The organism is Allobosea sp. BH3, from assembly GCF_025499465.1.
Taxonomy (GTDB): domain Bacteria; phylum Pseudomonadota; class Alphaproteobacteria; order Rhizobiales; family Beijerinckiaceae; genus Allobosea.
In genome coordinates, this window is record NZ_JAIMCA010000002.1 from 121,837 (window position 1) to 145,953 (window position 24,117).

Below are 24,117 nucleotides of genomic sequence, written 5' to 3' on the forward strand. Positions count from 1 at the left end.
CTAGGGTCGCCCCCGTCTACAGCCTGTCAATGCAGATGCCGCGACAAGCGGCACGGGGAACGGGGAACGGTCATGGATGTGCGGCAACTGCGATGTTTCATCGCGGTGGCAGAGGAGCTGCATTTTGGCCGCGCGGCCGAACGGCTCGGCGTCGCGCCCCCCGCGTTGTCACGGCAGATCAGCGCCCTTGAGGACGAGCTCGGCGTCAGCCTGCTGACGCGCACGACCCGTCAGGTCGCGATGACGCGCGCCGGTCTCATCATGCTGGAGGAAGCCAAGGGCATCCTCGTCAAGATGGAGCACGCATCGCGCGCGGTGCGGGAAGCCTCCCTCGCCTCGGGCAAGGTGCTGCGCGTCGGCGCGATCGATGCAGCGTCGTCGAGCTTCCTGCCGGAGGCCCTCGTGACGTTCCGCGCCCGCTTCCCCGGCATCGAGATCAAGTTTGTCGAGGCGATGACTGCTGGGCTGGTCCAGATGCTTGAATCCGGCAAGCTCGACGTCGCGCTCTCGCGGCCGCCGCGCAAACCGACCGACTGCGCCTTCGAGATTCTGCGGGTCGAGCGGCCGATCGTGGTGCTCAATGAAGAGCACCCGCTCGCCGCCCGCGAGAACCTGACGATGCTCGATCTCGTCGGCGAGCCCTTCGTCGTGCCGTCGAAGCGCATCCGGCCCTATGCCTACGATCTCGTCATGGCCTATTTCGAGAGTGTCGGCGCCGTCCCCAACGTCGTCATCGAAGCGACGGAAAAGCCGGCCATGATGTCTGCGGTCGCCGCCGGTCTCGGCATGGCGCTGGCGCCGGACTGGGTTTCGCGGCTCTCCTTCCCCGGCGTGACGATGCGGAGGCTGCGCGGGGCGCTACTCGACCCGCCGCCGCCCGGCGCGCTGGTCGGCGTGGCGTGGAGGCCGCAACAGAAACTGCCCGCGCGCGACGATTTCCTGGCGATCCTGCGGGAGAGCGTGACCCTGCTCGACGACCGCCACGTGCTCACCTTCCCCCCATCCAACCCATCGCAGATACGGACAGCCCGGACCGGGGCGTCTGCCGGAGGAGCCTGATGAGTTTAAATCAAATAGAGCGGGCGCAGGGCCTGCGCGTGCGATCGACGCAGGATCTCGCCGGCGGATTGTTCATGATCGCGCTGGCGCTCGGCGCCTTCGTCTTCACGTGGGACCTGCCGTCCGGCACGCTGCGCCAGCTCGGTCCGGGCATGCTGCCGAAGGCCTTCGCCGTGATCTGCGCGGGGCTCGGCGCCATGCTGGCGCTGGCCTCGCTGCGCTACAATGGCGAGAAGCTTTCCGGCTGGTCCTGGAAAGGCATCTTCTTCGCGCTCGGCGGCGCCCTGCTCTTCGCGCTCACCATCCGCGGCTTCGAGTTCGGTCCGATCCGGGTTCCGGCGCTGGGCCTGCTCGTCTCCGGGCCGCTGCTGATTTTCTTCTCCGGCCTCGCCGCCGATGATCGCAGGATCAAGGAACTGCTGATCTTCGCAGTGGCGATGTCGACCGCCTGCATCCTTCTGTTCAAATACGCGCTTAGCCTGCCGATCCCGCTTGCGCCCTGGCTCCTGGGGATCTGACGCGATGGATATGCTCGCCAACCTTTCGCTCGGCTTCAGCGTCGCACTGACGCTCAAGAACATCGGGCTTTGCTTCGTCGGCTGTCTCGTCGGCACGCTGATCGGCGTGCTGCCCGGCGTCGGACCGATCGCCACCATCTCGATCCTGCTGCCGATCACCTTCGGGCTCGACCCGACCGGCGCACTGATCATGCTCGCCGGCATCTATTACGGCGCGCAGTATGGCGGCTCGACCACGGCTATCCTGGTCAACATCCCCGGCGAGGCGACCTCCGTCGTCACCACGCTGGACGGCCACCAGATGGCCAAGCAGGGCCGCGCCGGCGTGGCGCTCGGCACGGCCGCGATCGGCTCCTTCTTCGCCGGCTGCGTCGCCACCGTCATCATCGCAGCCCTGGGCGCCCCGCTGACGCGGCTCGCGCTGCTCTTCGGCCCGGCGGAATATTTCTCGCTGATGGTGATGGGCCTGTGCTTCGCGGTGGTGCTCGCGCGCGGCTCGATCCTCAAGGCCTTCTGCATGATCATGCTGGGCCTGCTGTTCTCAACTGTCGGTACCGACCTCGAGACCGGCCAGGAGCGGCTGACCTTCGGCATTCCCTCGCTTTCGGACGGCATCGACTTCTCGGTGCTGGCGATGGGCGTCTTCGGTTTCGCCGAGGTGCTGCGCAATCTCGAAGCCCCGGAGGCGCGCGACGTCGTCAAGAACAAGATCGGCCGGCTGCTGCCGGGCTGGGATGACATCAAGCAGTCGATCAAGCCGGTGCTGCGCGGCACCGCCATCGGCGGCATCCTCGGCATCCTGCCCGGCAACGGGGCGGTGCTCGGCCCCTTCGCCAGCTATACGATGGAGAAGAAGCTCGCCAAGGATCCGTCCCGCTTCGGCAAGGGCGCGATCGAGGGCGTTGCCGGACCGGAATCGGCTAACAACGCCGGTGCGCAGACCGCCTTCATCCCGCTGCTCACCCTCGGCATTCCGCCGAATGCGGTGATGGCGCTGATGGTCGGCGCGATGACGATCCACGGCATCATTCCCGGCCCACAGGTGATGACCCGCAACCCGGACCTGTTCTGGGGCATGATCGCCTCGATGTGGCTCGGCAACCTGATGCTGCTCGTCATCAACCTGCCGCTAGTCGGCATGTGGGTGAAGCTGCTGCAGGTGCCTTACCGGCTGATGTTCCCGGCGATCCTGATCTTCTGCTGCATCGGCATCTACTCGGTGAACAACCAGCCGCTCGACGTCGCCTTCACGGCGCTGTTCGGCCTGTTCGGCTACCTGTTGATCAAGCTCGGCTTCGAGCCGGCGCCGCTCCTGCTCGGGTTCGTGCTCGGCAAGCTGATGGAGGAGAAGCTCAGGCAGGCGCTGATCATCTCGCGCGGCTCGTTCTTCACCTTCGTCGAGCGGCCGATCTCGGCAGGCCTGCTGCTCGTCGCCGTGGCTGTGCTCGCCATCGCCCTGCTGCCCTCGATGTCGAAGAAGCGTGACGAGGTGTTCACCGAATGACGGGGTTGCCGCTCCCGCGGCACCTCGTCAGTGTAAGCCCGACCACGCTCAAAAAATGATCAAGCTTTCGGAGGAATACGCATGAAGAAGCTCGTTCTCGGCCTCGCCGCTGCCGCGGCGCTGGCCGTTTCCGGCAACGCCCACGCCCAAGCCTATCCGACGAAGCCCGTCACCATGATCGTGCCTTTCGCCGCCGGCGGGCCGACCGACATCATCGCCCGCATCGTCGCCGACCACATGTCGAAGACGCTCGGCCAGCAGATCGTGATCGAGAACGTCGCCGGCGCCGGCGGCACGACCGGCATCGCGCGCGCCGTCACCGCCGCGCCGGACGGCTACACCATCGCGATGGGGCATCTGGGCACCTTCTCGGCTGCGCCGGCCACCTATCCCGGCCTGAAATACGACCCGATCAACGGCATGCAGACCATCGGGCTTGCCGGCGGCACGCCGATCCTGATCGTGGCGCGCAAGAATTTCGAGCCGAAGGACCTGAAGGAGTTCGTCACCTATGTGAAAGCGAACGCCGACAAGGTGAACGAGGCCCATGCCGGCCTCGGCTCGGTCTCCTGGACGACCTGCACCCTGCTCAAGGGCGTCCTGGGCACGCCGAAGATCAACGCCGTCGCCTATCGCGGCACCGGCCCGGCGCTGAACGACCTCGTCTCCGGCCAGGTCGACTTCATGTGCGACCAGATCGTCTCCGTGGCTGAACAGGTCCGCGCCAACACGATCAAGGCCTATGCGGTCGCCTCGGCCCAGCGCTCGCCGGCGCTGCCCGACGTGCCGACCACCAAGGAAGCCGGCCTGCCCGAGTACCAGATCGAGGCCTGGAACGGCATCGCCGGCCCAAAGGGCATGCCGAAGGAGGCCATCGACAAGCTCGTCGACGCTCTGAACAAGGCGCTCAACGACGAGGGCACCAAGAAGCGCCTGCTCGATCTCGGCACTGTGCTGCCGACGGCCGAGGAGCGGACGCCTGCCGGCTTCGCAGCCCTGATCAAGCGTGACGCAGACAAGCTGACGCCTGCGCTCTCGGCCGCGCCGAAGCAGTAAAGCAAGGCTTCAGCCGAGCCTTTCCGCGGCGGGCCTCCGGGCCCGCCGCTTTCGTTTCCGGATACCGCCAATCGGCGAAGGCTCCTCCGCTGAACTGGTAAGCTCTTGAGGAAACGCAGTTTTCCTGTTGCCATGTCACGCCGTTAACATCTCGTGACCAATGAATGGGAACCGTTTGACCTCTCTTACGGTTGTCTCGCCGAAGTTCACTTCGGAAGGAGAGACGATCATGCTGAAGAAGTTCATTCTCGTTGCGGCGCTTGCCGCTACCCCGGCCATTGCTCTTGCCCAGAACCAGCCCAGCGGCGGCGCCACGGGCGGTGCCGTGAGCGGCGCGACCTCGGGCGCCATCGGTGGCGCCATCGTCGGCGGCCCGGTCGGCGCGGCTGTCGGCGGCGTTGGCGGTGCCGTGGTCGGCGCCATCATCGGCGACGCGGCGGAGCCCAAGTTCCGCACCTATGTCGTCGAGCAGCGCGTGCCGTCCTATCGCTATGCCGATCCGGTCGCCGTCGGCACGGTCCTGCCCGAGCAGGGCGTCGTCTACCGGCCGCTGCCGGCGGAGTATGGCCCGTCGCAGTATCGCTACACGGTCGTGAACGACCGCGCGGTCATCGTCGAGCCGCAGACCCGTCGCATCATTCAGGTCATCGACTGATAACCACGAAGAAGGCACTGGGCCGCGACAACCACCTGCCTTCGGACGAGGCCCGCTCCACACGGAGCGGGCCTTTTTTATCAGCGCGTACCGAACATGCGGTCCCCGGCATCGCCGAGGCCGGGGACGATATAGCCGTGATCGTTCAGCTTCTCGTCGATCGCGGCCGTCCAGATGCGGACGTCGGGATGGGCACCCCGCAGATGGGCGATCCCCTCCGGCGCTGCGAGCAGGCAGACGAAGCGCAGATCCTTGGCGCCGCGCTCCTTCAGCCGGTCGACGGCGGCAACCGCAGAGTTCGCCGTGGCCAGCATCGGGTCCATGACAACGACCATACGGTCGGCGATATCGGAGGGCGCCTTGAAGTAGTACTCGACCGCCTGCAGCGTGTCCGGATCGCGATAGAGGCCGATATGGGCGACGCGCGCCGCCGGCACCAGTTCCAGCATGCCGTCGAGGAAGCCGACACCGGCCCGCAGGATCGGCACGAAGACGAGCTTCTTCCCGGCGATCAGCGGCTGCATGGTCTTGGTCAGCGGCGTCTCGATCTCGACCAGCTCGGTCGGCAGGTCCCGCGTCACCTCGTAGCAGAGCAGCATGCCGATCTCGTTGAGGAGTTGGCGGAAGCTCTTGGTCGAACGGTCCTTCTCCCGCATCAGCGTCAGCTTGTGCTGCACCAGCGGGTGGTCGACGACGGTGACGCCGTCCTGGCTCGAAGTCATCGTTTCCCTCTCTTCTTCCCAGCCCTCATCCTGAGGAGCGGGCGCGAGCCCGCGTCTCGAAGGATGATCCAGCACGCTCTGGAGCATCCTTCGAGACGCCGCTTTCGCGGCTCCTCAGGATGAGGGCTGGCTTATTCAAGCCTAGAATACCGTTCCGTCGCTGATAATCGTCAAGGGCGGGCCGCCATCCACGCGTTTTTCGCGCGCGATGCGCCGGCCGGCGGCCCAGGTGCCTCCCTCCAGCACCTTGGCGAGCGGCAGCTCCTCGCGCGAACGGCCGAGCCGCTTGCGGACCAGGGCGCCGACCTCGTCGAGCAGCGCGACCGTCAGCGCTCGCCATTCGACGACCAGCGGCGAGGAGACCTCATGCACCCGGCCGCGATCCGCCTCGTCCTTCAGCGCGATGACGCCCAGGTCGAGGAAGAGCCCGCCATTCCGATATTCCGGCAGGCCGGTCATGTCGTCGATGTCGATGACCGCGATACCGGCCCATTGCAGCGGCTCGATCAGCGAGTAGGTCAGCCATTGCGAGAGCTTGTGGAAGGGGACGAGACCCTCCGCGGGTTCGCCCTGCGCGATCAGGGGATGGCGCCAGGTGTCGCCCAGCGGCACGCCGGCGAGCGTCAGCCGCGAGGGCCAGATGCCGCCAAAGGTCGCCAGGACCTCGCTGAGCATATGGGCGGCCCGGATGGTGCCCGTATCCGCCGCGGCGACGAAGCGGTCGAAGAGCTCGCCCGGACGGCTCAGCCCCTGCCTTTCGAGCTCCTCGCCCAGCCGGTTCAGCAACGCCGAACGCCCCTCCACTGCGAGCAACGGATTCTGTGCGCCCGCCTGGAAGCCACGCGCCAGCGCAGCCGAATCGAGGCGTTTCAGGGCCATCGCATCGGCCCGCAGCGGCTTGGCCGGGTCGCTGGAGAACAGGCCGGCGGCGAACATGTCGAGCGAAGCCAGAGCCAGCCCCTCAGAGCGGCCGATCGCCTCTCCGCTCAGCGGGTCGCGATAGCGCCAGTCCGGCCCCGCGCCGGCATCGAGCAGGACGCTGACCACGGCGAGGTCATACGCCGCGCGGCCGCGCTCGCCGGCATCGCGAAAGCCGGCCGCCCGGTCGAGCCGCTTCCAGCGATCCTCCCCGCCGACGACGAAATGGCGCCAACGCGCATGGAACGGGATGTCCAGCGTGGGATAATTCGCGCGGATGGTGTCGAGCACATAGTCGGCGCAGGCCTCCAGCCGCCCCGGCAGGACACCGAAATGCAGCAGCCGGCCGGCAAGGCCGAGCTCCAGCATCTCATGCGCGCGGGCGCGGATCGCGGCAGGCTTCAGCAGGGCGCGGAACGCCTCGGGGTCCAGGAGGGGCATCAGGGAGCATACCATATGTTCCCTTCCCCCCTCTCGCGGTGGGGAAGGGCCAGGGATAGGGCGGCAGAAAGCCGGAGTTCTCCGCCCTCCCCACCGCAAGCGGCGGGAGGGCGATGGGCGCGCGCAGCCAAAACGTTGCGAGCGAACGAAGGCATGATCAGCTCAGTATATCAGAACTTGTCGAGGTCGCGGCCGACGGTCGCCTTGAGCGCATTATCGCCGGGCGCGCCCTCGGGCGCATAATAGCCCGCAGCCTTCTTGGCCTCGATCTCGACGGAGGCATCCGGCGGGATCAGCTCGGGCGGGATGGCCACACGCTCGCCGATCTCGATGCCGCTTTCGACCATCGCGTCGTATTTCATGTTCGACATCGACATCAGGCGGTCGATCCGCGTCACGCCGAGCCAGTGCAGCACATCCGGCATAAGCTGCTGAAAGCGGGCATCCTGCACGCCGGCGACGCATTCGGTGCGCTCGAAATAGGTCGCGGCGGAATCGCCGCCTTCCTGGCGCTTGCGGGCATTGTAGACGAGGAACTTCGTGACCTCGCCGAGAGCCCTGCCCTCCTTGCGGTTGTAGACGATGAGGCCGACGCCGCCTCCTTGAGCCTCGCGCACGCATTCCTCGATGCCGTGTATGAGATAGGGCCGGCAGGTGCAGATATCCGAGCCGAAGACATCGGAGCCGTTGCACTCGTCATGGACGCGGCAGGCGATGCGGCTGCGCCTGTCGGAGAGCGCCGAAACCTCGCCCATGACATAGGCGGTGATCGAGCCGATCGGCGGCAGGAAGACCTTGAGGTCCGGCCGCGTCACCAGTTCGGGATACATGCCGCCGGTCTGCTCGAAGAGCGTGCGGCGCAACTCGTTCTCGGTGGTGCCGAAGCGCTCGGCGATGCCGGGCAGATACCAGACGGGATCGACCGCGATCTTGGTGACGCTGATATCGCCGGAGGCGTGCAGGATGTTGCCGTCGGCAGCGAGACGATGGGCACCCATCGCCGCCAGGATCTCGGGCAGGTTGAGCCTGGCCTTGGTCACGGCGATGGTCGGCCGGATATCGACGCCCTCGCCGATCGCCCTGCCGAAATCATCCGCGACGGTATGCCCGAACGGGTCCAGCGAGACGATCCTCTTCGGATCGGCCCATTGCGGCTGCGGCCGGATCTCGGCGGTGGGATGGGTGTTGGTCAGGTCCGGCCGCTGTGACGGATTCATCGCGCGGGCCGAGATGGCGAGCGCGCGATAGACCGAGTAGGAGCCGCCATGGGCGCCGATGACGTTGCGGTCTGCCGGGTTGGTGGTCGAGGCGATGATCGGCCCGCGCTCGGCCGCCGTCGGGGCGCCCCATCGGATCGGGAAGCGCGCGGCGGCGCTGCCCGGCTCGGGATGCGAGGTGAGCCTGATATGGCCCGTGCGGTTCGGCGCGTTCATGGCGGTGTCGCCCCGGAATAGGAAAGGGCCCCGAGACGGATGTCCGGGGCCCTCTGGACCTCACCAATTGTGACGCAAGCGCGATTCGGCGTCAATCAGGATGCGTGAGCGTCATTCTCGGGCGGCGCGTCAGCGACGACCCAAGAATCTCAGAACGCTATGGCACTGGTTTCCGAGATGCTCGGGTCAAGCCCGAGCATGACGGCACTGCCCCTAGAACACCGCGAGATAGCGCAGCAGCGAGATGATGCCGATCACGATGACGATGATCTGGACGACGTTCTTGATCGCGCCGTCGAGCGGCAGCATCCGCACCAGATACAGCACGAGGCCGATGACCAGGATGGTGATCAGCAGGGAAATCAGGATGCTCATTGAAAACTCCGTATCTCGGCCGGAGAACCGGCCCCCCTGGGAGCCCCGCCGCGACGCATTCGCGGCATGTCAGCCCGGAGACACAACGTCGCAGGGGGACGTAGGTTCCGATGGGCGGTGCGCCGGCGAAGAGGTGATGCGATCCTGAAATGAACTCACGAGCCGCAAACGCAGAACCCCTCTCCCGGATGGGAGAGGGGCAGGGGTGAGGGAAGGACGGAAAACCAGTTGGCGCTGACCGGAAAGCGCTCGGCCATCGTGAGCCTTCGCGATCGGCGGCAGGCCCTCACCCCTACCCCTCTCCCACTCGGAGAGGGGATCCCGCGCTATCCGAGCTAATTCAGCCGGCGATGCGGTCGAAATCGGCCACCGCACGCGTCGCCTGCCTCAGCTGGTTCAGCAGCTTCAGGCGGTTGGCGCGGAGCGCCGGGTCGGGATCGTTGACGATGACCTTATCGAAGAAGGCATCGACCGCCGGGCGGATTTCGGCGAGCGCGGCCATCGCGCCCTCATAGTCCTCGGCGGCGACCGCGGCCTCGGCCTTCGGCGTGGCCTGTGCCAGTGCTACGGCGAGCGCCTTCTCCTCGATCAGGCCGGCCTCGGCGATGAGGTGGAGATCGGCGGCGCCCGCGAATGCGCCCTCGCCGTCCTTCTTCTCCTCGGCCTTGAGGATGTTGGCGGCGCGCTTGTAGCCCGCGAGCAGGTTCGTGCCGTCCTCGGCCTCGAGGAAGCGGCCGAGCGCGGCGACGCGGCGGGTGATGAGCAGGAGGTCGTCATTCGACGAAGAGCCCTCGCCCAGCACCGCGTCGACGAGATCATGCCGCGCGCCCTGGTCGCGGAGCATGACCTTCAGGCGGTCGTGGAAGAAGGAAAGGAGGTCTGCGTCCTTCACGGCCTGCGTGAGCGGGAAACGCACCCCGTTCTCAACCACCAGCCGGATCACGCCCAGCGCCGCGCGGCGCAGTGCATAGGGGTCCTTGGAGCCGGTCGGCTTCTCGTCGATGGCCCAGAAGCCCACGAGCGTGTCGAGCTTGTCGGCCAGCGCCACAGCCACCGAGACCGGATCGGTCGGCACGCGGTCGGACGGGCCGAGCGGCTTGTAATGCTCCTCGACCGCCGCGGCGACCGAAGCCTCCTCGCCCTGCAATTCTGCATATTTCCGGCCCATCAGGCCCTGAAGCTCGGGGAACTCGCCGACCATCTCGGTCGGCAGGTCGGCCTTGGCGAGCTTGGCGGCGCGTTCCGCCTTCTCAGGATCGGCGCCGACGATGGGCGCGAGTTCCTTGGCCAGCGCGGCGATGCGCTGCACGCGCTCGCCCTGCGTGCCGAGCTTGGCGTGGAAGACGACGCCGAGCTTGTCGAGCTTGGCCATGCGCTGGTCGAGCGGCTTGGCGAGATCGAGGCCGAGCTTGGCGGCGCTCTCCTTGAAGGTGTCGAGGTCCGGCAGCGGGCTGCGGTCGGTCTGCCAGAAATAGGCAGCGTCGGAGAGTCGCGCGCGCACGACGCGGCTATTGCCGGCGGTGATCGCGACGCCGCCATCGCTGGCGATCAGGTTCGAGACCGGGATGAAGCGGTTGGCGATATTGCCCGTCGCAGGATCGCGCAGCACGAAGCATTTCTGGTTGGCGCGGATCGTGGCGCGGATCGCCTCGCCTGGAATGTCGAGGAAGCGCTCCTCGAAGGAGCCCATCAGCACGACCGGCCATTCGACGAGACCGGCGATCTCCTCCAGCAGCCCCTCATCCTCGACCAGCTCCAGGCCCTGCGCGAGCGCAAGATCCTTGGCGTCGGCGAGGATGATCTCCTTGCGGCGGTCGGCATCGAGCACGACCTTCGCCTTCTCGAGCGACGCGACATAATCGTCGAGCCGCTTCACCTTGATCGGGCCGGGCGCGTGAAAGCGGTGGCCATAGGTGGTGTTGCCCGAGACGATGCCGTCGACCTCGAAGGGCACGACCTCCGGCTCCTCGGTCTCGGCGCCGAAGGTGCAGAGGATCGAGTGGAGCGGGCGCACCCAGCGCAGGCTGGCGCCGGCGGCGGAGGCCTTGCCCCAGCGCATCGACTTCGGCCAGGGGAAGGCGCGGATCACGGCCGGCACGATCTCGGCGATGGCGAGATGAGTCTCCTGCCCCGGCTTCTCGATGATCGCGACGTAAGAGTCGCCCTTCTTCGGGTCGCTGACGATGGTCGCCTGATCGAGCGAGGAAAGCCCCGCCGACTTCAGGAAGCCCTGGATCGCGGCATCGGGCGCGCCGACGCGCGGACCCTTGCGCTCCTCGCGCACGTCGCGACCGCGCACGGGCAGGCCGGCGACATGCAGCGCGAGACGGCGCGGCGTGGCGAAGGCCTTGGCGCCCTCATAGACGAGGCCGCGCTCGACCAGCGCATCGGTGACGAGCTTCTTCAGGTCCTCCGCCGCCTTGCGCTGCATGCGCGCGGGGATTTCCTCGGAGAACAGTTCCAGCAGAAGATCAGGCATCACGCAGCCCCCCCGCCGGCGGTCTTCAGCCAGGCTGCGCCGCAGGCCTTGGCGAGCTCACGCACGCGTAGGATGTAGCTCTGCCGCTCGGTGACCGAGATCACGCCGCGCGCATCGAGCAGGTTAAAGGTATGGCCGGCCTTCAGGCATTGGTCATAAGCGGGCTGGACCATGAGATGTCGGTCCCCGGCCTCGCCCTTTTCCAGCAGGGCGCGGCATTCCGCCTCTGCCTCGGCGAAGCGCCTGAACAGCGCGTCCGTGTCCGCATATTCGAAGTTGTAGCGCGAGTATTCCTGCTCTGCCTGTAGGAAAACATCGCGATAGGTGACCTTCTGATCGCCTTCGAGCCCGTTGAAATTGAGCTCCATGATGCTCTCGACATTCTGCAGGTAGCAGGCGAGTCGTTCGAGACCATAGGTCAACTCGCCGGAAACCGGCGCGCATTCGATGCCGGCGACCTGCTGGAAATAGGTGAACTGGCTCACCTCCATGCCGTCGCACCAGCATTCCCAGCCGAGGCCCCAGGCGCCGAGTGTCGGATTCTCCCAGTCGTCCTCGACGAAGCGGATGTCGTGCAGCGCCATGTCGATACCGATGGCGGCCAGCGACTCCAGATAGAGCTCCTGAAGATTGGGCGGATTCGGCTTCAGGATGACCTGAAACTGGTAATAGTGCTGCAACCGATTGGGGTTTTCGCCATAGCGTCCGTCCTTCGGCCTGCGGGAGGGCTGGACATAGGCGGCGCGCCACGGCAGCGGGCCGAGCGAGCGCAGCATCGTGCCGGGATGGGAGGTGCCGGCGCCGACCTCCATGTCATAGGGCTGCAGCACGACGCAGCCGCGCTCGGCCCAGAAGCGCTGCAGCGTCAGCAGCAGCCCCTGGAAGGAGCGGGTAGGGTCCATGGCCGGGGAAGCGGCGGTGGTGAGCGGAGCGAGGGCGGACAACAGCCGGCAGCCTTCCGAATGACAAAGGAGTGCCCGGGTGATTAGGGTTAGGCTCAGCCATGGTCAAGCGCGGCAGCGGAACCGCAGCCGGACAGTTTTCGTTCATATCCGGTCTGCTATCGACTGAAGCAACCGTATGGCCGGCAGTGTTCGGGGCGAGCATCCGGGCCGCGCCAGCGGGGAGACGACAAGGAGTAGCCTATGCTGACCAATCGTATCATTGCCGCGGCCTTCGGCGCCGCCACCCTGCTCGGCGCCGCCATCAGCGCCGCGCCGGCTTCCGCTGCCCCGATTTCGGCTGCGCCCGCGCTGGCTTTGGGGGCCGAGACCGGCCTCGTCCAGCAGGCCTGGCACCGCGGGCGTCCGCATTACGGCCGCCCCGTTTACCGCTCGCGCTGCTTCTGGACGAACCGCCGGGTCTGGAACGGGCGCTTCTGGGTCAACCGTCGCGTGCGCGTCTGCCGCTGAGTGCAGGAGCCGCCGGTCGCCCGGCGCGATGAAGCCAGCCTGAACGGCGCATTCCCGCCCCGTTCAGGCGATCCGAGCCAAGCTCCGCGGCGGGACGACTTGCTGGCCATCGGCGACAGCCGGTGGCCCCTTTACGGAGAACAGGATGTTCAGGACAACGCTACTCGCCGCTGCGGCGGCCGGCGCCCTGGGCGGCGCCGCCCTGATGACCGCCCCCGCCTCCGCCGCGCCGGTTTCCGCAGCCGCGACGCAGACCGCGCAGGCGGGGCAAGGCCTCGTCGAGCAGGCGCAGTATTACTATCGCGGCCCGCGCCGCTATTATGGGCCGCCGCGCTACTATGGCCCGCGCCGCTATTACGGCCCGCGCTGTTTCTGGTCCGACCGCAGGGTCTGGAACGGTTATCGTTGGGTGATCCGTCCCGTGCGGGTCTGCCGCTGAGCTGAAGATTGGCTGAACATCGCCGTCCGGCGCCGTTCAGCCTCCGAGGCGCAGGCTTTGATCCAAGGGGCGTTCGTCAGGCGGCAGGTGTTGCCGGCGCTCTATCTCATGGAGGATGTCATGGTCCGACCGATGTTCGTTTTTGCCTTTGCTGCCGGTGCCCTGGGCCTGGCCGCCCTCAGTGCGCCTTCCGCCGAAGCGGCACCGGTCGCGACCGGATCGATGCCGGCTCTCGCCGCCGATGGCGGCGACCTGCTCCAGCCGGCGCAATACTACTACGGCCCCCGGCGCTATTACGGCCCGCGCCGCTATTACGGCCCGCCACGCTACTATGGTCCGCCGCGCTATTATGGTCCCCGGCGCTATTACGGCCCGCCGCGCTTCTATGGTCCGCCGCCGGCCTATTACGGCCCGCGCTACTACTGGTAGCTAGCCGATCGCGGCCCGGCCGCGATGCACCGCGTCGCTCTCGGGCGTGAGGCGGCCATCGGCCCCGTTGATGATGAAAGCCGGCAGCAACTCTGCCGGCTTTCTGCCGTTCAGGACGCCCGAGACGATGACGCGGATCGCCGGCCTTTCCGCGAAGCCGTGGATGGGCCGGATCGAGAGCCCGCCAAAACCGGTGCCGAGATCGGCCAGGAGTTCCGGCAGCGCCTCGGCCCGGTGGATGATCGCAACGAGACCGCCGGGCCTGAGCAGGCGCCGCGCCGTCTTCAGCCAGGGCGCGAGGCCTCCCTCTGCGACATGGGCCGCCCTTCGATTCGGCGTCGGCGAGGCGCGTGTCTCGCCTGGCGGGTAGAAGGGCGGGTTCATCGCGACCGCGTCGAAGGAGGCCGGCTTCAGGCCGAGCGCCGACAGCGTAGACGCCCCAGCCGTGACATCGCCCGCGACGATGCCGACGCGCTGCGCCATGCCGTTGAGAGCGGCGTTCTGCGCTGCCAGCGCCGCGAGTTCGGGATCGCGCTCCAGCAGCGTGACCTTGAGCTCCGGCTGCGCCAGCGCCGCCGCGAGCCCGACCGTGCCGACGCCCGCGCCCATGTCGATCAACGAGCCGGCGCCGAGTTGCGGCAGCGCGGCCGCCAGAAGAATCGCGTCGCTGCCGGCGCGGTGGCCCTTGCGCGGCTGGCGCAGGGTGAGGCGTCCGTCGAGCAGATGGTCCTCGACGATCTCGCCCAGTCCCGACTGTCCGTCCGACTCACTCATCGCGCAGCTCGGCGCCGTAGCCGGCCTCGATCAAGAGAGCGCGAGCCCGGCGCTTGTCTTCCTCCCGCACCAGCAGCCGGCGCGGAAAGGCACCGATCATGCCTTCGAGCGCGCTCATATGCTGATCGGCGATCAAGCAGTCGAGGCCGGCCGAAGCCAGCAGCGCCTCGACGGCGCCGAGAAGGATGAGATCGTTGGTGCGCAGCAGCTCATGCATCGGCCCATGGAGCCCGAGCATGCCCTCCGGCGCAAGGGTTCGAAGAGCGACTGCGGCGTCGCGGCCAATCGCGGGGGGCTGGCGCCCCATGCGCCGATTGTGGCATGGCTTGCGAGCGCGCGCCGCGCTGGCGCGCGTTCGAGCCGGAGTGCGTTCAGTGGGTGTCGTCCTATCCTTCGAGGAACGGGAAGCGAGCCAGGCGAGCATCGAGCCGCTGGTCGCGCGGACGCGCGAGGACATGGAGCGCGTCAATGCGATGATCCTGTCGCGCACGGGCTCCGACGTGACCATGATCCCCGAGGTTGCCAACCACCTGATCTCGTCGGGCGGCAAGCGGCTGCGGCCGATGCTGACGCTCGCCATGGCCAATCTCTGCGGCTACGAGGGCGAGGGGCACGTCAAGCTCGCCGCCTCGGTCGAGTTCATGCACACCGCCACGCTGCTTCATGACGACGTCGTCGACCAGAGCGACATGCGCCGCGGCAAGCTCGCGGCCCGCATGCTCTGGGGCAACGAGGCGAGCGTTCTGGTCGGGGACTTCCTGCTCGGCCAGGCCTTCCGCATGATGGTCGAGGTCGGCTCTCTCAGGGCGCTCGACATCCTCTCCACCGCCGCGGCGGTGATCGCGGAGGGCGAGGTATTCCAGCTCTCCGTCGCCAAGAACACCGAGACGACCGAGGACGAATACCTCGCGGTCATCCGCGGCAAGACGGCCGAGCTCTTCGCCGCCGCTTGCGAGGTCGGGCCGGTGATCGCCGGTTCCTCAAAGGCGAATACCGCCGCCTGCCGCAGCTACGGCCTCAATCTCGGCATCGCCTTCCAGCTCATCGACGACGCGCTCGACTATGGCGGCGTCGCGGCCAAGCTCGGCAAGAACACCGGCGACGATTTCCGCGAGGGCAAGATCACACTGCCCGTCGTGCTCTCCTTCCGGCGCGGCGACGAGGCGGAGCGCGCCTTCTGGAAGCGCACGCTGGCGCAGGGCGAGGTCCGCGAGGGCGATCTGGAGGAAGCGCAGGCGATCATGCGCCGCCACCGCGCGCTCGACGACACCATCGCCCGCGCCGAGCATTATGCGAACATGGCCAAGGACGCGCTCGGCCTGTTCCCATCCTCGCCGATGAAGCAGGCGCTGAACGCGGCGGTCGATTTCTGCGTCGCGCGGGCGCATTGAGTATAGAGCTTGCGCGTCGTGGTCGGGCTTGACCCGACCGCCTCGGAAACCAGCCTGCTCCTGCAAGAGATGCTCGGGTCAAGCCCGAGCATGACGCCCGGCAGCTAGCCCAGCAACGTCGCCTTCACCCACCAGCCCGGCCGGACTTTCGCCAGCGCCTTCGCTGCCGCGGCGCTGGCACGGCAATCGTCAAACAGCGCGAAGCAGGTTGCGCCGGAGCCCGACATGCGGGCGAACCGACAGCCCGGCAGCGCGGACAGCCGCTCCAGCACCTCGTCGATCACAGGCGCGAGACGGCGCGCCGGCGCAGCCAGATCGTTTTCGGACCGGAGAAGGCGCGGCAGGACATCCGCGCCCTTGCCGTAGTCGCCCTGCCCTCGCGGCGCGGCGAGGCGCTCGCCATGGCTCAATCCCAGCGCCCGGAAGACGGCGACCGTCTCGACCGCCACGCCCGGATTGACCAGCACGGCGAAGAGTGGCGGCAGGCGCAGGCTCGGGCCGAGCTCCTCGCCGATCCCGGCCATCAGCCGGGCGCGCGAATCAAGGCAGACCGGCACATCGGCGCCGACGCCGGCGGCGACTTCCCGCAAAATCGAATCGTTCGAGGCGATGCCGTTCAGGCGCGCAAGCAAGCGCAGAGCCGCCGCCGCATCGGCGGAGCCTCCACCTATTCCTGCCGCCACCGGCAGCCGCTTGACGAGATGGAAACGCCCCGCGCGCAGGCCCGGAAACATCTTTTCGAGCAAGCGGGTGGCCCGCAGCACGAGGTTTCCGTCATCGGCCTCGAGCCCCGCCGAGCGCGGCCCGGCTATCGACAGCGCGAGCGGTTCACCCGGAACGAGCGTCAGCGTATCGCCGATGCCGGCGAAGGCGACGAGGCTTTCGAGCTCGTGATAGCCGTCCTCGCGGCGGCCCAGTACCCTCAGATCCAGATTGACCTTGGCGCGCGCGCGCGTCGTCAGCGATGGAGCCACGGCGGTCCCGATTTGAAAGGGCGCAGCGACGCGCGGAGCGTCAGCCGCCGTCCTTCTTGGTCTCCTCGGTCACGTTGGCCGAGGGCTCCTCGAGCCCACGCTCGATCTTGCGCAGGATCTTCGACAGGTCTTCCGGCTCAGGCTTGAGATCGCGGGCATGGTTCCACTGGAACTTGGCCTCGAGCTGCCGGCCGGTGCGCCAATAGGCGTCGCCGAGATGGTCGTTGATGACCGGGTCGGAGGGGCGAAGCTCGGCAGCGCGCTCGATCTCGCGCGACGCATCGTCGTAGCGCCCGAGCCGGTAATAGGCCCAGCCGAGCGAATCGATGATGTAGCCGTCGCGCGGCCTGAGTTCGACGGCGCGGCGCAGCATGTCGAGCCCCTCGTCGAGCTTGAGATGCTTGTCGACCAGCGAGTAGCCGAGATAGTTCAGCACCAGCGCGCGCTCGCGGCCCAGCGGCTCGGGCAGAAGCTCCAGGGCCTTGCGCAGATCGGCCTCGGCCTCCGGCCAGCGATTGATGCGCTCGCGGGCGATGCCACGGAAATAATACAGGTCCCAGTTGGCGCGGCCCGGCGAGGCGAGCTTGCCGATGGCCTTGTCATAGGTCGCCGCCGCCTCGCTGAAGAGCTTCCGCGAACGGTAGATGTTGCCGAGCGCAGACAGCGCGTCGACGTCGTCCGGCCGCTCGGCGATGACCTTGTCGAGATGCTTCACGGCCTCTTCGGGCTTGCCGAGATTCTCCAGCGCCAGACCCGCCTGGATCTCCGCATTGGGACGCAGCGGCGAGGAGACCGGCATCTTGTCGTAGACCGCGACAGCGTCCTCCGGCTGGCGGGCGCGTTCGAGGATGTCGCCAAGCGTCAGGATCGCGAGGTCGTGGCTGGGATCGAGATAGATCGCCATGCGCAGGTAGAGCAGCGCCGCGGCCTCATCGCCCTGGCGGTTGCCGGCGCTGGCGAGGCCGTAGAGCACCTCGGCCGCGCCCTGCTGCGCGGTCGCGATCTGGCGCGACGGAGCGTCCTTCTTCGCCACCAGCCCCATGCCCTCCCGGATCACCGGATGGTTGGGCAGCAGGCGGTCGAAATCGGCATAGGTCGAGGCAGCGGCTGCGAAATCGCCGTTGCGGGCCTGGAAGCGCGCCCAGAGATCGACGAGGCGCAGCGTCGTCTTCTCGGCGTCATAGGCCGCCTTCAGCCGCTTCTCGGCATCGGCCTTGCGCCCGGCGGCGTCGAGAATCAAGCCGGCATGGTAGTCGCGGAAGAGGTTGTAGGAGGGCTCGCCCTTCAGCCGCTCCAGCGTCTCGACGGCACGCTTGGAGTTGCCGGAGCCGAGATAGGACCAGGCAGAAAGCAGCGTCGCGGTGATGTCGGCAGCGCGGCCGCGTCCACCGCGCTGGAGATGGTTGCGCGCCGTCTGGTAGTTCTTCTGCTTGATGGCGCGGATGCCGATGACGAGCTGCGCCAGGCCGTTGCTGGGATCCTGCTGGATCAGTCGATCGGCCGCGCGGAAGGCATCGGGCATCGCCCCGTCGGCCAGGAAGGCGACGAAGGCGCGCTCCAGCAGATCATTGTTGCCGGGGTCTTCCCGAACCGCCTCCCGCAGATAGACCGAGGCCGCGCCGAGATCACGCGACGCACCCGCCACGATCGCCGCGAGGTAGTTTCCCTCGAGGCTGTCGGCGGGTTCTAGCGAATCGGCGGAGCGGGGAGCCGTAGCGCCCTGGGCGGCGACCGGCAGGACCATCAACAACGACAACGCGGCGGCCGTACCGGAGGCACGCAGCTTCTTAACTAATGTCACGACGGCCATTCTCCCTCGGTCCGCTGCCTCACCGGGGGCGCGCGCATCCAGCGGACCGTGATCACTTCGCGTTAAGCATCCAAGATGGCGGTTTCCGGGCAAACCGGCAAGCGGGCGACCATGCGAATGCGACGGTTTCGTAGCACCGGCGCAACAGTCGCCGCAAAGCGCATGACGAAAGGGCTCCATCGAAAAAGGACAGTCATCGACGCCGCATGAACGGGCTATATCCAGCCCGCTCGCAAGTTGTGCAGCGATTCTATTAGGACCATTCCAATGAAGAAGATTGTTCTGAGCATTGCCGCTGTTGCCCTGCTCGCGGGCTTCGCTGCCGGCTGCGCCACTACCCCGGTCAAGGAAGCTCCGAAGGTCGTGCGGAAGGGCTGATTTCCTCTCGGGAAACAGAAAAGGGCGCCCTCTGGGGCGCCCTTTTTATTTGAGCATGCCGCCTGCGCAGCCTTCCAGGTCGATCACATATTCGCGTAGCCGGGGCCGCCGCCGCCTTCGGGCACCGTCCAGGTGATGTTCTGCGCCGGGTCCTTGATGTCGCAGGTCTTGCAGTGGACGCAGTTCTGCGCGTTGATCACGAAGCGCGGATTGGTCTTCGCCTGCGCATCGTCATAGACCACCTCGTAGACGCCGGCCGGGCAATAGAGCCGCGCCGGCTCGCCGTAGAGCGGCAGGTTCTGCGCGATCGGAATCGAGGGGTCGCTCAACTTCAGATGCGCCGGCTGATCCTCCTCGTGATTGGTCGAGGAGAGGAAGACCGAGGAGAGCTTGTCGAAGGAAATCTTGCCGTCGGGCCTGGGGTAGACGATCGGCTTGACCTCGGCGAGCGGCTTCAGCGTCGCGAAATCCGGCTTGCCGTGCTTGAGCGTGCCGAAGGGCGACCAGCCGAAGAGCTGGTTCAGCCACATGTCGAGGCCGCCAAGCCCGATGCCGAGGAAGGTGCCGAACTTCGACCAGAGCGGCTTGACGTTGCGGACGCGCTTCAGGTCCTTCCCGATGGCGCTGTCGCGCCAGCTCGACTCGATCTCAACGACCTCGTCGTGCTGACGGCCCGCCTGCAGCGCCGGCACCAGCTTCTCCGCCGCCAGCATGCCCGAGAGCACGGCGTTGTGGCTGCCCTTGATGCGGGGAACGTTGACGAAGCCGGCCGCGCAGCCGATCAGCGCGCCACCCGGGAAGGTCAGCTTCGGCACGGACTGGTAGCCGCCCTCCGTGATCGCGCGCGAGCCATAGGCGATGCGCTTGGCGCCCTCGAAGGTGTCGCGCATCAGCGGATGGGTCTTGAAGCGCTGGAACTCGTCGAAGGGCGAGAGCGTCGGGTTGTCGTAGTTGAGATGCACGACGAAACCGACCGAGACCAGGTTGTCGTCGAAATGGTAGAGGAAGGAGCCGCCGCCAGTGCGGTTGCCGAGCGGCCAGCCGAAGGAGTGCTGGACGCGGCCCTTGTGGAACTTCTCAGGCTTGACCTGCCAGATCTCCTTGAGGCCGATGCCGTATTTCTGAGGCTCGCGGCCGGCGTCGAGGCCGAACTTCCTGATGGCGATCTTGGAAAGCGAGCCGCGTGCGCCCTCGCCCAGCAGCGTGTAGCGGCCGCGCAGCTCCATGCCGCGGGTGAAGCGGTCAGAGACCGTGCCGTCCCTGGCGATGCCCATGTCGCCGGTGGCGATGCCGGCGACCGAGCCGTCCTCATTGTAGAGCAGCTCGGCGGCGGCGAAGCCGGGATAGATCTCGACGCCCAGCGCCTCGGCCTGCGCCGCCAGATACTTCGCCACCAGCCCGAGCGAGCCGACGAAATTGCCGTGGTTGTTCATCAACGGTGGCATGGCGAAATTCGGCAGGCGGATGCCGTTGGGCTCGGTCAGGAAATAGAAGACGTCTTCCGCGACCTCGGTGGTGAGCGGCCGGTCGGGATCCTGCCGCCATTCCGGCAGGAGGCGGTCGAGGCCTGCGGGATCGATCACCGCACCGGAGAGAATATGCGCGCCGACCTCGGCGCCCTTCTCGACCACGACGACGGAGACGTTCTCGTCGAGCTGCTTCAGCCGGATCGCTGCCGAAAGACCCGCAGGACCGGCGCCGACGATGACGACGTCGTAGTCCATGCTCTCGCGCGGCTCGCTCTGCGCTTCCTTCAGATCCATACTGCCCTCCGCCGGCATCCCCGCCCTGCAGCGGTTAGTTTACATATGAACAATAAGACCGACCCGTTCAACGCCCGGCTTCTGTCCAGTCTGGAACCCCTCTATCCAAGTGCACGTTCCATTTTGCAACCACATCGGCTCGCGAAGCAGCGTCGCAGGGTATAGGATGAGTGCATGAGCCTGTCCGACGCAGCCATCCCCGACGAGCCGTCGCCATACGAGCTGCTGAGTTGGTACGCCGAGATGGGCGTGACGGAAGCGCTCGACGAAACGCCGCATAATCATTTCGCCGAGCCGGCCCCGCGCGCCGCGGAAGGCCAGCGCCCCGCGCTTCGCCCTCTGCCCGGCCGTGAGTCCGTTGCCGTGCGCCCCATGGCGGCTGCTGCGACCGCGCCGGATGATGCGGCCCTGACGGCCCGGGCCATGGCCCGCGAGGCCCGCACGCTCGACGAGCTCAAAGAGGCGCTCGCCAAATTCGAGGGCTGCGCGCTGAAGGCGACTGCGAAGCACCTCGTCTTCGCCGACGGCAACCCCAAAGGCCGCATCATGATGGTCGGCGAGGCGCCGGGCGCCGACGAAGACCGGATCGGCCTGCCTTTTGTCGGGCGCTCAGGGCAATTGCTTGACCGGATGCTGGCCGCCATCGGCCTTTCCCGGAAGGAGGACGTCTATATCGCCAACCTCCTGCCCTGGCGGCCACCCGGCAACCGCACGCCGACGCCGCAGGAGGTGGCGATCTGCCTGCCCTTCATCCAGCGCCAGATCGAGCTTGCCGACCCCGACATCCTGATCTGCGTCGGCGGCCCCTCGGCGCAGGGGCTGCTCGGCTTCACCGGCATCCTGCGCTCCCGCGGCCAATGGGTCGAATACGACACGGGCTCCCGGCGCATTCCGGCCATGGCGACGCTGCACCCGGCCTATCTCCTGAGACAGCCGCTGCAGAAGCGGCTCGCCTGGCGAGACCTGCGCGCGCTCAAGGCGGCGCTGGACGACAAGAAATGATGCGGCGAAGCTCACGACCGGCGGAACCGCGGAAGTCACAATTCGTTCAGCCGACGGCCGCTAACACGGCTTGAGTTCGCTGCGCCGCTTGGCGAGATTGCATAGAGTTTCGTCGGGGAGCTGACCATGCAGTGGGAAGACTACCGTCAGTCCGAAAACCTCGAGGACCGGCGCGGCAGCGGCGGCGGCTTCGCCGGCATGCCCGGCGGCCGCGGCGGCATCGGCATCGGCACCATGGTCGTGCTCGGCCTGCTCGGCTGGGCTCTCGGCATCGATCCGCGGCTGCTGATCGGCGGGGCGGAACTCGTCGGCGGCATCGGCGGGCGTCCGCAGACGCAGGAAACGCGCAAATCCTCCGGCCCGCCGGCCGACGAGATGGGGCGCTTCGTCTCGGCCGTGCTGGCGCAGAACGAGGACATCTGGTCGAAGCTGCTGCCGCAGCAGGCGAATACCCGCTACCAGCCGCCGCGGCTCGTGCTGTTCTCCGGCGTGGACCGCTCGGGCTGCGGCACCGCCCAGGCGGCGATGGGCCCGTTCTACTGTCCGAACGACCGCAAGGTCTATCTCGACACCTCCTTCTTCCAGGAAATGCAGCGCAAGCTCGGCGGCGGCGGCGACTTCGCCTATGCCTATGTGATCGGACACGAGGTCGGCCACCACATCCAGAACCTGCTCGGCATCCTGCCGAAGGCCAACCAGCTCCGCGAGCGCGCCTCCGAGCGCGAGAGCAACAACATCTCCGTCAGGATCGAGCTCCAGGCCGACTGCTTCGCCGGCGTCTGGGCGCACAACATCCAGGCGATGGGCCGCCTCGACCAGGGCGACATCGACGAAGCCATGCGGACCGCGTCCGCCATCGGCGACGACAAGCTGCAGAAGGCCTCGCAAGGCGTCGTCGTGCCGGATTCGTTCACCCACGGCTCGGCGGCGCAGCGCACGCGCTGGTTCAATATCGGCTTCCAGTCGGGCTCGATGCAGAGCTGCGACACGTTCCGGAATCAGGTCTAGCGCGCTTGCTTCAAGCGATCCGGCGCCGCTGCGCTCGGAAATACCATATCGACATTACGCGCCCGGCGGGGGACCGTATAAGACGGGATCGAAGTCTCTCGCCGCATTGGCAGCGCCAGTATCGTCCGCGCCAGCCTCCGGCGTTTCGGCCGGAAGCTCGTTATAGTCTGACGGCTTCGATGATTTCGGGCTTCGACCTGTGGACCGCGAAAAAATTCGGCGGCCCCTGGAAATCCTCGTCCTTTGTATTGTATTCCCTGAAATTGACGCCACGCGGCATTATTGGACCCAATACAAATCCATGACTACTAAATAAATCATAGAAATCTTTCAGCAAAAACTTAGAATATATATTTATCATGCCAAATTCAAATTGAACCGCCGATATGCCTTCTCTCTCGAATTGTTTTGAAAATCCATCGAAGACGAGATGCTCTACCCCTTCGACATCGACTTTAATCAAATCGATCGAACCGATACCTTTCTCTTCGCAGTAGCTATCGCCGGTCCTGACATTGACGCTGATCTTTGCCCAATTACCGCCGTGGAGCTTGCTGCTCTCCAGCAACGAAGATGAGCCATCATCGTCTCGATTATAGTCGAGGTCGAACGCTCCCGCGGCGTTTGACAAGCCAAATTCATTCAGCACCACCCGCTCCGAGGAGACGTTCTTTTTCAGCTTTTGATAGGTCGGCGGCGCGATCTCGAATGCGTGGATCGTCGCGTCGCTGAAACGGCTGAGGCACGCCCTCGTATAATCCCCCTTGTTCGCACCGACATCGAAGATCGTCTTCACTCCGACTTTTTTTAGCTTGTCCAAAACATGGAACTCGCCGTTCGTCTCCATATCGTAATTCAGATTATTGTACGTCTTCTTGTAGAGATTGGCCGCGTGATAGAGCGCCCGAGACACTGCTCCGCCATTCTGCGCAACGAGCCGGCTCGTATTCCAGGCTATCTTCTTGAAAGTGCCCATAAGCTCACCTCCGACATTTTAACGATCTATCGTAAGGTAAATTTACGACTCTTGAAATCCCCGTCGAGATTTGTGCGAGGCTTCGCCGGCGCCGACCTTTCGAAACGAGACTGCCTTGCATGGCAGCCCGGCGCACGGCCCGCCTTTCTACGTCGACCCCCGACTTTCTGCATTGACAGTTGAACCGATCCGCCCCGGCCCGCGACCAATGGGTGGACACAATCTTCGGTCGCCTGTTCCGAGACCCCTGCCTCGCCCCGTCGGCCCTCCGGCGGGGCTTTTCTTTTTATAGGAGGAGTGTGACGTCGCTCACGGACGCACCCTTCCCGCCTTTGCGACGAACCGATGGCGTCATTGCCGTGTCACGAGACCCCGGACAGATGGCGGCCGAGTTCGGCCACGACCAGTTACGGGATACCAGAATAAAGCCTCCGCCTTGACCTAGCTGTTCAACGTATGGAGTGCGACCGTGCTTGAAAAATACAACGCCGAAACGGACATTCCGGGCGCGGTTTGGTTGACTGGAAAAGCCCATGCCCTCCTGCCGCCTTGCGACAGGGTTCCCGTAACCTGCTCCTACGCCCCCAGCACCTGCGGCGAA

General features: G+C 66.5%; 23 protein-coding genes. 11 read left to right on the forward strand and 12 right to left on the reverse strand.

All coding sequences use genetic code 11. The annotated features are described in order from the left end of the window. The first annotated feature begins 72 nt into the window (after window positions 1-72). From BoBH3_RS05585 to BoBH3_RS05605, 5 genes are all read left to right on the forward strand, one after another. Window positions 73-1,059: a LysR family transcriptional regulator gene (locus BoBH3_RS05585; protein ID WP_262329789.1), complete on the forward strand. Its 987-nt coding sequence runs from the start codon at window positions 73-75 to the stop codon at window positions 1,057-1,059. Further along, window positions 1,059-1,577 carry a tripartite tricarboxylate transporter TctB family protein gene (locus BoBH3_RS05590; RefSeq protein WP_262329790.1) on the forward strand — a complete coding sequence of 173 codons (519 nt, stop codon included), beginning with the start codon at window positions 1,059-1,061 and terminating at the stop codon, window positions 1,575-1,577. Before BoBH3_RS05585 ends, BoBH3_RS05590 begins: the two co-directional genes overlap by 1 nt. A 4-nt stretch (window positions 1,578-1,581) precedes the next feature. Next, window positions 1,582-3,081 carry a tripartite tricarboxylate transporter permease gene (locus tag BoBH3_RS05595; protein WP_262329791.1) on the forward strand — a complete coding sequence of 500 codons (1,500 nt, stop codon included), beginning with the start codon at window positions 1,582-1,584 and terminating at the stop codon, window positions 3,079-3,081. Window positions 3,082-3,162: 81 nt separating this feature from the next. Next, window positions 3,163-4,137, forward strand: a complete 975-nt coding sequence (locus tag BoBH3_RS05600) for a tripartite tricarboxylate transporter substrate-binding protein (RefSeq protein WP_262329792.1) — start codon at window positions 3,163-3,165, stop codon at window positions 4,135-4,137. A gap of 229 nt (window positions 4,138-4,366) precedes the next feature. Continuing rightward, window positions 4,367-4,792, forward strand: a complete 426-nt coding sequence (locus tag BoBH3_RS05605) for a DUF1236 domain-containing protein (protein ID WP_262329793.1) — start codon at window positions 4,367-4,369, stop codon at window positions 4,790-4,792. A gap of 80 nt (window positions 4,793-4,872) precedes the next feature. Here BoBH3_RS05605 and upp read toward each other — a convergent pair whose 3' ends face one another. The 6 genes from upp to BoBH3_RS05635 all read right to left on the reverse strand — a co-directional run bounded on the left by upp (window position 4,873) and on the right by BoBH3_RS05635 (window position 12,062). Then, the gene (gene upp, locus BoBH3_RS05610) at window positions 4,873-5,514 is read right to left on the reverse strand and encodes a uracil phosphoribosyltransferase (protein ID WP_262329794.1); all 642 of its coding nucleotides are present in this window, start codon (window positions 5,512-5,514) and stop codon (window positions 4,873-4,875) included. Between the two features lie 141 nt (window positions 5,515-5,655). Continuing rightward, window positions 5,656-6,873: a URC4/urg3 family protein gene (locus BoBH3_RS05615; protein ID WP_410050557.1), complete on the reverse strand. Its 1,218-nt coding sequence runs from the start codon at window positions 6,871-6,873 to the stop codon at window positions 5,656-5,658. Between the two features lie 170 nt (window positions 6,874-7,043). Next, complete coding sequence (locus BoBH3_RS05620) at window positions 7,044-8,306, reverse strand: GTP cyclohydrolase II (protein ID WP_262329795.1); 1,263 nt, start codon at window positions 8,304-8,306, stop codon at window positions 7,044-7,046. Window positions 8,307-8,519: 213 nt separating this feature from the next. Then, entirely contained in the window at window positions 8,520-8,681 is a 162-nt protein-coding gene (locus BoBH3_RS05625; protein ID WP_262329796.1) for a Thivi_2564 family membrane protein, read from the reverse strand. A gap of 340 nt (window positions 8,682-9,021) precedes the next feature. After that, window positions 9,022-11,160, reverse strand: coding sequence for a glycine--tRNA ligase subunit beta (gene glyS, locus BoBH3_RS05630; RefSeq protein WP_262329797.1), 2,139 nt, complete (start codon window positions 11,158-11,160; stop codon window positions 9,022-9,024). Next, on the reverse strand, window positions 11,160-12,062 hold the full coding sequence (locus BoBH3_RS05635) for a glycine--tRNA ligase subunit alpha (protein WP_262330433.1): 903 nt from the start codon (window positions 12,060-12,062) through the stop codon (window positions 11,160-11,162). The genes glyS and BoBH3_RS05635 overlap by 1 nt, the downstream gene beginning before the upstream one ends. Window positions 12,063-12,305: 243 nt before the next feature. Between BoBH3_RS05635 and BoBH3_RS05640 the strand changes: the two genes are divergently transcribed. The 3 genes from BoBH3_RS05640 (at window position 12,306) to BoBH3_RS05650 (ending at window position 13,440) form a co-directional block, all read left to right on the forward strand. Beyond that, window positions 12,306-12,572, forward strand: coding sequence for a hypothetical protein (locus BoBH3_RS05640; protein WP_262329798.1), 267 nt, complete (start codon window positions 12,306-12,308; stop codon window positions 12,570-12,572). Window positions 12,573-12,717: 145 nt separating this feature from the next. Continuing rightward, window positions 12,718-13,011, forward strand: coding sequence for a hypothetical protein (locus BoBH3_RS05645; RefSeq protein WP_262329799.1), 294 nt, complete (start codon window positions 12,718-12,720; stop codon window positions 13,009-13,011). Window positions 13,012-13,131: 120 nt separating this feature from the next. Then, a complete protein-coding gene (locus BoBH3_RS05650; protein ID WP_262329800.1) occupies window positions 13,132-13,440 on the forward strand; it encodes a hypothetical protein in 309 nt (102 codons plus the stop codon). On the opposite strand, the gene BoBH3_RS05655 is transcribed toward BoBH3_RS05650, so the two are convergent. Together BoBH3_RS05655 and BoBH3_RS05660 are read right to left on the reverse strand one after the other, a co-directional pair. Continuing rightward, complete coding sequence (locus BoBH3_RS05655) at window positions 13,441-14,214, reverse strand: tRNA1(Val) (adenine(37)-N6)-methyltransferase (RefSeq protein WP_262329801.1); 774 nt, start codon at window positions 14,212-14,214, stop codon at window positions 13,441-13,443. Further along, entirely contained in the window at window positions 14,207-14,452 is a 246-nt protein-coding gene (locus BoBH3_RS05660) for a putative signal transducing protein (RefSeq protein ID WP_410050558.1), read from the reverse strand. Before BoBH3_RS05660 ends, BoBH3_RS05655 begins: the two co-directional genes overlap by 8 nt. Window positions 14,453-14,588: 136 nt before the next feature. Here BoBH3_RS05660 and BoBH3_RS05665 point away from each other — a divergent pair, with 136 nt between their 5' ends. Beyond that, window positions 14,589-15,605, forward strand: a complete 1,017-nt coding sequence (locus tag BoBH3_RS05665; RefSeq protein ID WP_410050559.1) for a polyprenyl synthetase family protein — start codon at window positions 14,589-14,591, stop codon at window positions 15,603-15,605. A gap of 104 nt (window positions 15,606-15,709) precedes the next feature. Here the strand turns inward: BoBH3_RS05665 and BoBH3_RS05670 are convergent, their stop codons facing one another. The 3 genes from BoBH3_RS05670 to BoBH3_RS05680 form a co-directional block, all read right to left on the reverse strand. Continuing rightward, window positions 15,710-16,579, reverse strand: a complete 870-nt coding sequence (locus tag BoBH3_RS05670) for a 4-(cytidine 5'-diphospho)-2-C-methyl-D-erythritol kinase (RefSeq protein ID WP_262329802.1) — start codon at window positions 16,577-16,579, stop codon at window positions 15,710-15,712. Between the two features lie 40 nt (window positions 16,580-16,619). Further along, window positions 16,620-18,389 (reverse strand): tetratricopeptide repeat protein, encoded by a 1,770-nt coding sequence (locus BoBH3_RS05675; protein ID WP_262329803.1) that lies wholly within the window; start codon window positions 18,387-18,389, stop codon window positions 16,620-16,622. A 461-nt stretch (window positions 18,390-18,850) separates the two neighbouring features. Then, a complete protein-coding gene (locus BoBH3_RS05680; protein ID WP_262329804.1) occupies window positions 18,851-20,530 on the reverse strand; it encodes an electron transfer flavoprotein-ubiquinone oxidoreductase in 1,680 nt (559 codons plus the stop codon). 174 nt (window positions 20,531-20,704) lie between these two features. Here BoBH3_RS05680 and BoBH3_RS05685 point away from each other — a divergent pair, with 174 nt between their 5' ends. Together BoBH3_RS05685 and ypfJ are read left to right on the forward strand one after the other, a co-directional pair. Next, window positions 20,705-21,532, forward strand: a complete 828-nt coding sequence (locus tag BoBH3_RS05685) for a uracil-DNA glycosylase (protein ID WP_262329805.1) — start codon at window positions 20,705-20,707, stop codon at window positions 21,530-21,532. 126 nt (window positions 21,533-21,658) lie between these two features. Continuing rightward, complete coding sequence (ypfJ, locus tag BoBH3_RS05690; RefSeq protein ID WP_262329806.1) at window positions 21,659-22,540, forward strand: KPN_02809 family neutral zinc metallopeptidase; 882 nt, start codon at window positions 21,659-21,661, stop codon at window positions 22,538-22,540. Window positions 22,541-22,700: 160 nt separating this feature from the next. On the opposite strand, the gene BoBH3_RS05695 is transcribed toward ypfJ, so the two are convergent. Continuing rightward, window positions 22,701-23,516, reverse strand: coding sequence for an FkbM family methyltransferase (locus BoBH3_RS05695; protein WP_262329807.1), 816 nt, complete (start codon window positions 23,514-23,516; stop codon window positions 22,701-22,703). Window positions 23,517-24,117: the final 601 nt, after the last annotated feature.

Excerpts from the sequence above, each read along its gene's own strand:
- glyS (WP_262329797.1), bottom strand. The coding sequence starts at position 11,160 with ATGCCTGATCTTCTGCTGGAACTGTTCTCCGAGGAAATCCCCGCGCGC.
- BoBH3_RS05600 (WP_262329792.1), top strand. The coding sequence starts at position 3,163 with ATGAAGAAGCTCGTTCTCGGCCTCGCCGCTGCCGCGGCGCTGGCCGTT.
- BoBH3_RS05650 (WP_262329800.1), top strand. The coding sequence starts at position 13,132 with ATGGTCCGACCGATGTTCGTTTTTGCCTTTGCTGCCGGTGCCCTGGGC.
- BoBH3_RS05620 (WP_262329795.1), bottom strand. The coding sequence starts at position 8,306 with ATGAACGCGCCGAACCGCACGGGCCATATCAGGCTCACCTCGCATCCC.
- BoBH3_RS05680 (WP_262329804.1), bottom strand. The coding sequence starts at position 20,530 with ATGGATCTGAAGGAAGCGCAGAGCGAGCCGCGCGAGAGCATGGACTAC.
- ypfJ (WP_262329806.1), top strand. The coding sequence starts at position 21,659 with ATGCAGTGGGAAGACTACCGTCAGTCCGAAAACCTCGAGGACCGGCGC.
- BoBH3_RS05655 (WP_262329801.1), bottom strand. The coding sequence starts at position 14,214 with ATGAGTGAGTCGGACGGACAGTCGGGACTGGGCGAGATCGTCGAGGAC.
- BoBH3_RS05675 (WP_262329803.1), bottom strand. The coding sequence starts at position 18,389 with ATGGCCGTCGTGACATTAGTTAAGAAGCTGCGTGCCTCCGGTACGGCC.
- upp (WP_262329794.1), bottom strand. The coding sequence starts at position 5,514 with ATGACTTCGAGCCAGGACGGCGTCACCGTCGTCGACCACCCGCTGGTG.
- BoBH3_RS05595 (WP_262329791.1), top strand. The coding sequence starts at position 1,582 with ATGGATATGCTCGCCAACCTTTCGCTCGGCTTCAGCGTCGCACTGACG.
- BoBH3_RS05695 (WP_262329807.1), bottom strand. The coding sequence starts at position 23,516 with ATGGGCACTTTCAAGAAGATAGCCTGGAATACGAGCCGGCTCGTTGCG.
- BoBH3_RS05645 (WP_262329799.1), top strand. The coding sequence starts at position 12,718 with ATGTTCAGGACAACGCTACTCGCCGCTGCGGCGGCCGGCGCCCTGGGC.
- BoBH3_RS05635 (WP_262330433.1), bottom strand. The coding sequence starts at position 12,062 with ATGGACCCTACCCGCTCCTTCCAGGGGCTGCTGCTGACGCTGCAGCGC.
- BoBH3_RS05660 (WP_410050558.1), bottom strand. The coding sequence starts at position 14,452 with ATGCTCGGGCTCCATGGGCCGATGCATGAGCTGCTGCGCACCAACGAT.
- BoBH3_RS05585 (WP_262329789.1), top strand. The coding sequence starts at position 73 with ATGGATGTGCGGCAACTGCGATGTTTCATCGCGGTGGCAGAGGAGCTG.
- BoBH3_RS05590 (WP_262329790.1), top strand. The coding sequence starts at position 1,059 with ATGAGTTTAAATCAAATAGAGCGGGCGCAGGGCCTGCGCGTGCGATCG.
- BoBH3_RS05625 (WP_262329796.1), bottom strand. The coding sequence starts at position 8,681 with ATGAGCATCCTGATTTCCCTGCTGATCACCATCCTGGTCATCGGCCTC.
- BoBH3_RS05605 (WP_262329793.1), top strand. The coding sequence starts at position 4,367 with ATGCTGAAGAAGTTCATTCTCGTTGCGGCGCTTGCCGCTACCCCGGCC.
- BoBH3_RS05615 (WP_410050557.1), bottom strand. The coding sequence starts at position 6,873 with ATGCCCCTCCTGGACCCCGAGGCGTTCCGCGCCCTGCTGAAGCCTGCC.
- BoBH3_RS05640 (WP_262329798.1), top strand. The coding sequence starts at position 12,306 with ATGCTGACCAATCGTATCATTGCCGCGGCCTTCGGCGCCGCCACCCTG.
- BoBH3_RS05685 (WP_262329805.1), top strand. The coding sequence starts at position 20,705 with ATGAGCCTGTCCGACGCAGCCATCCCCGACGAGCCGTCGCCATACGAG.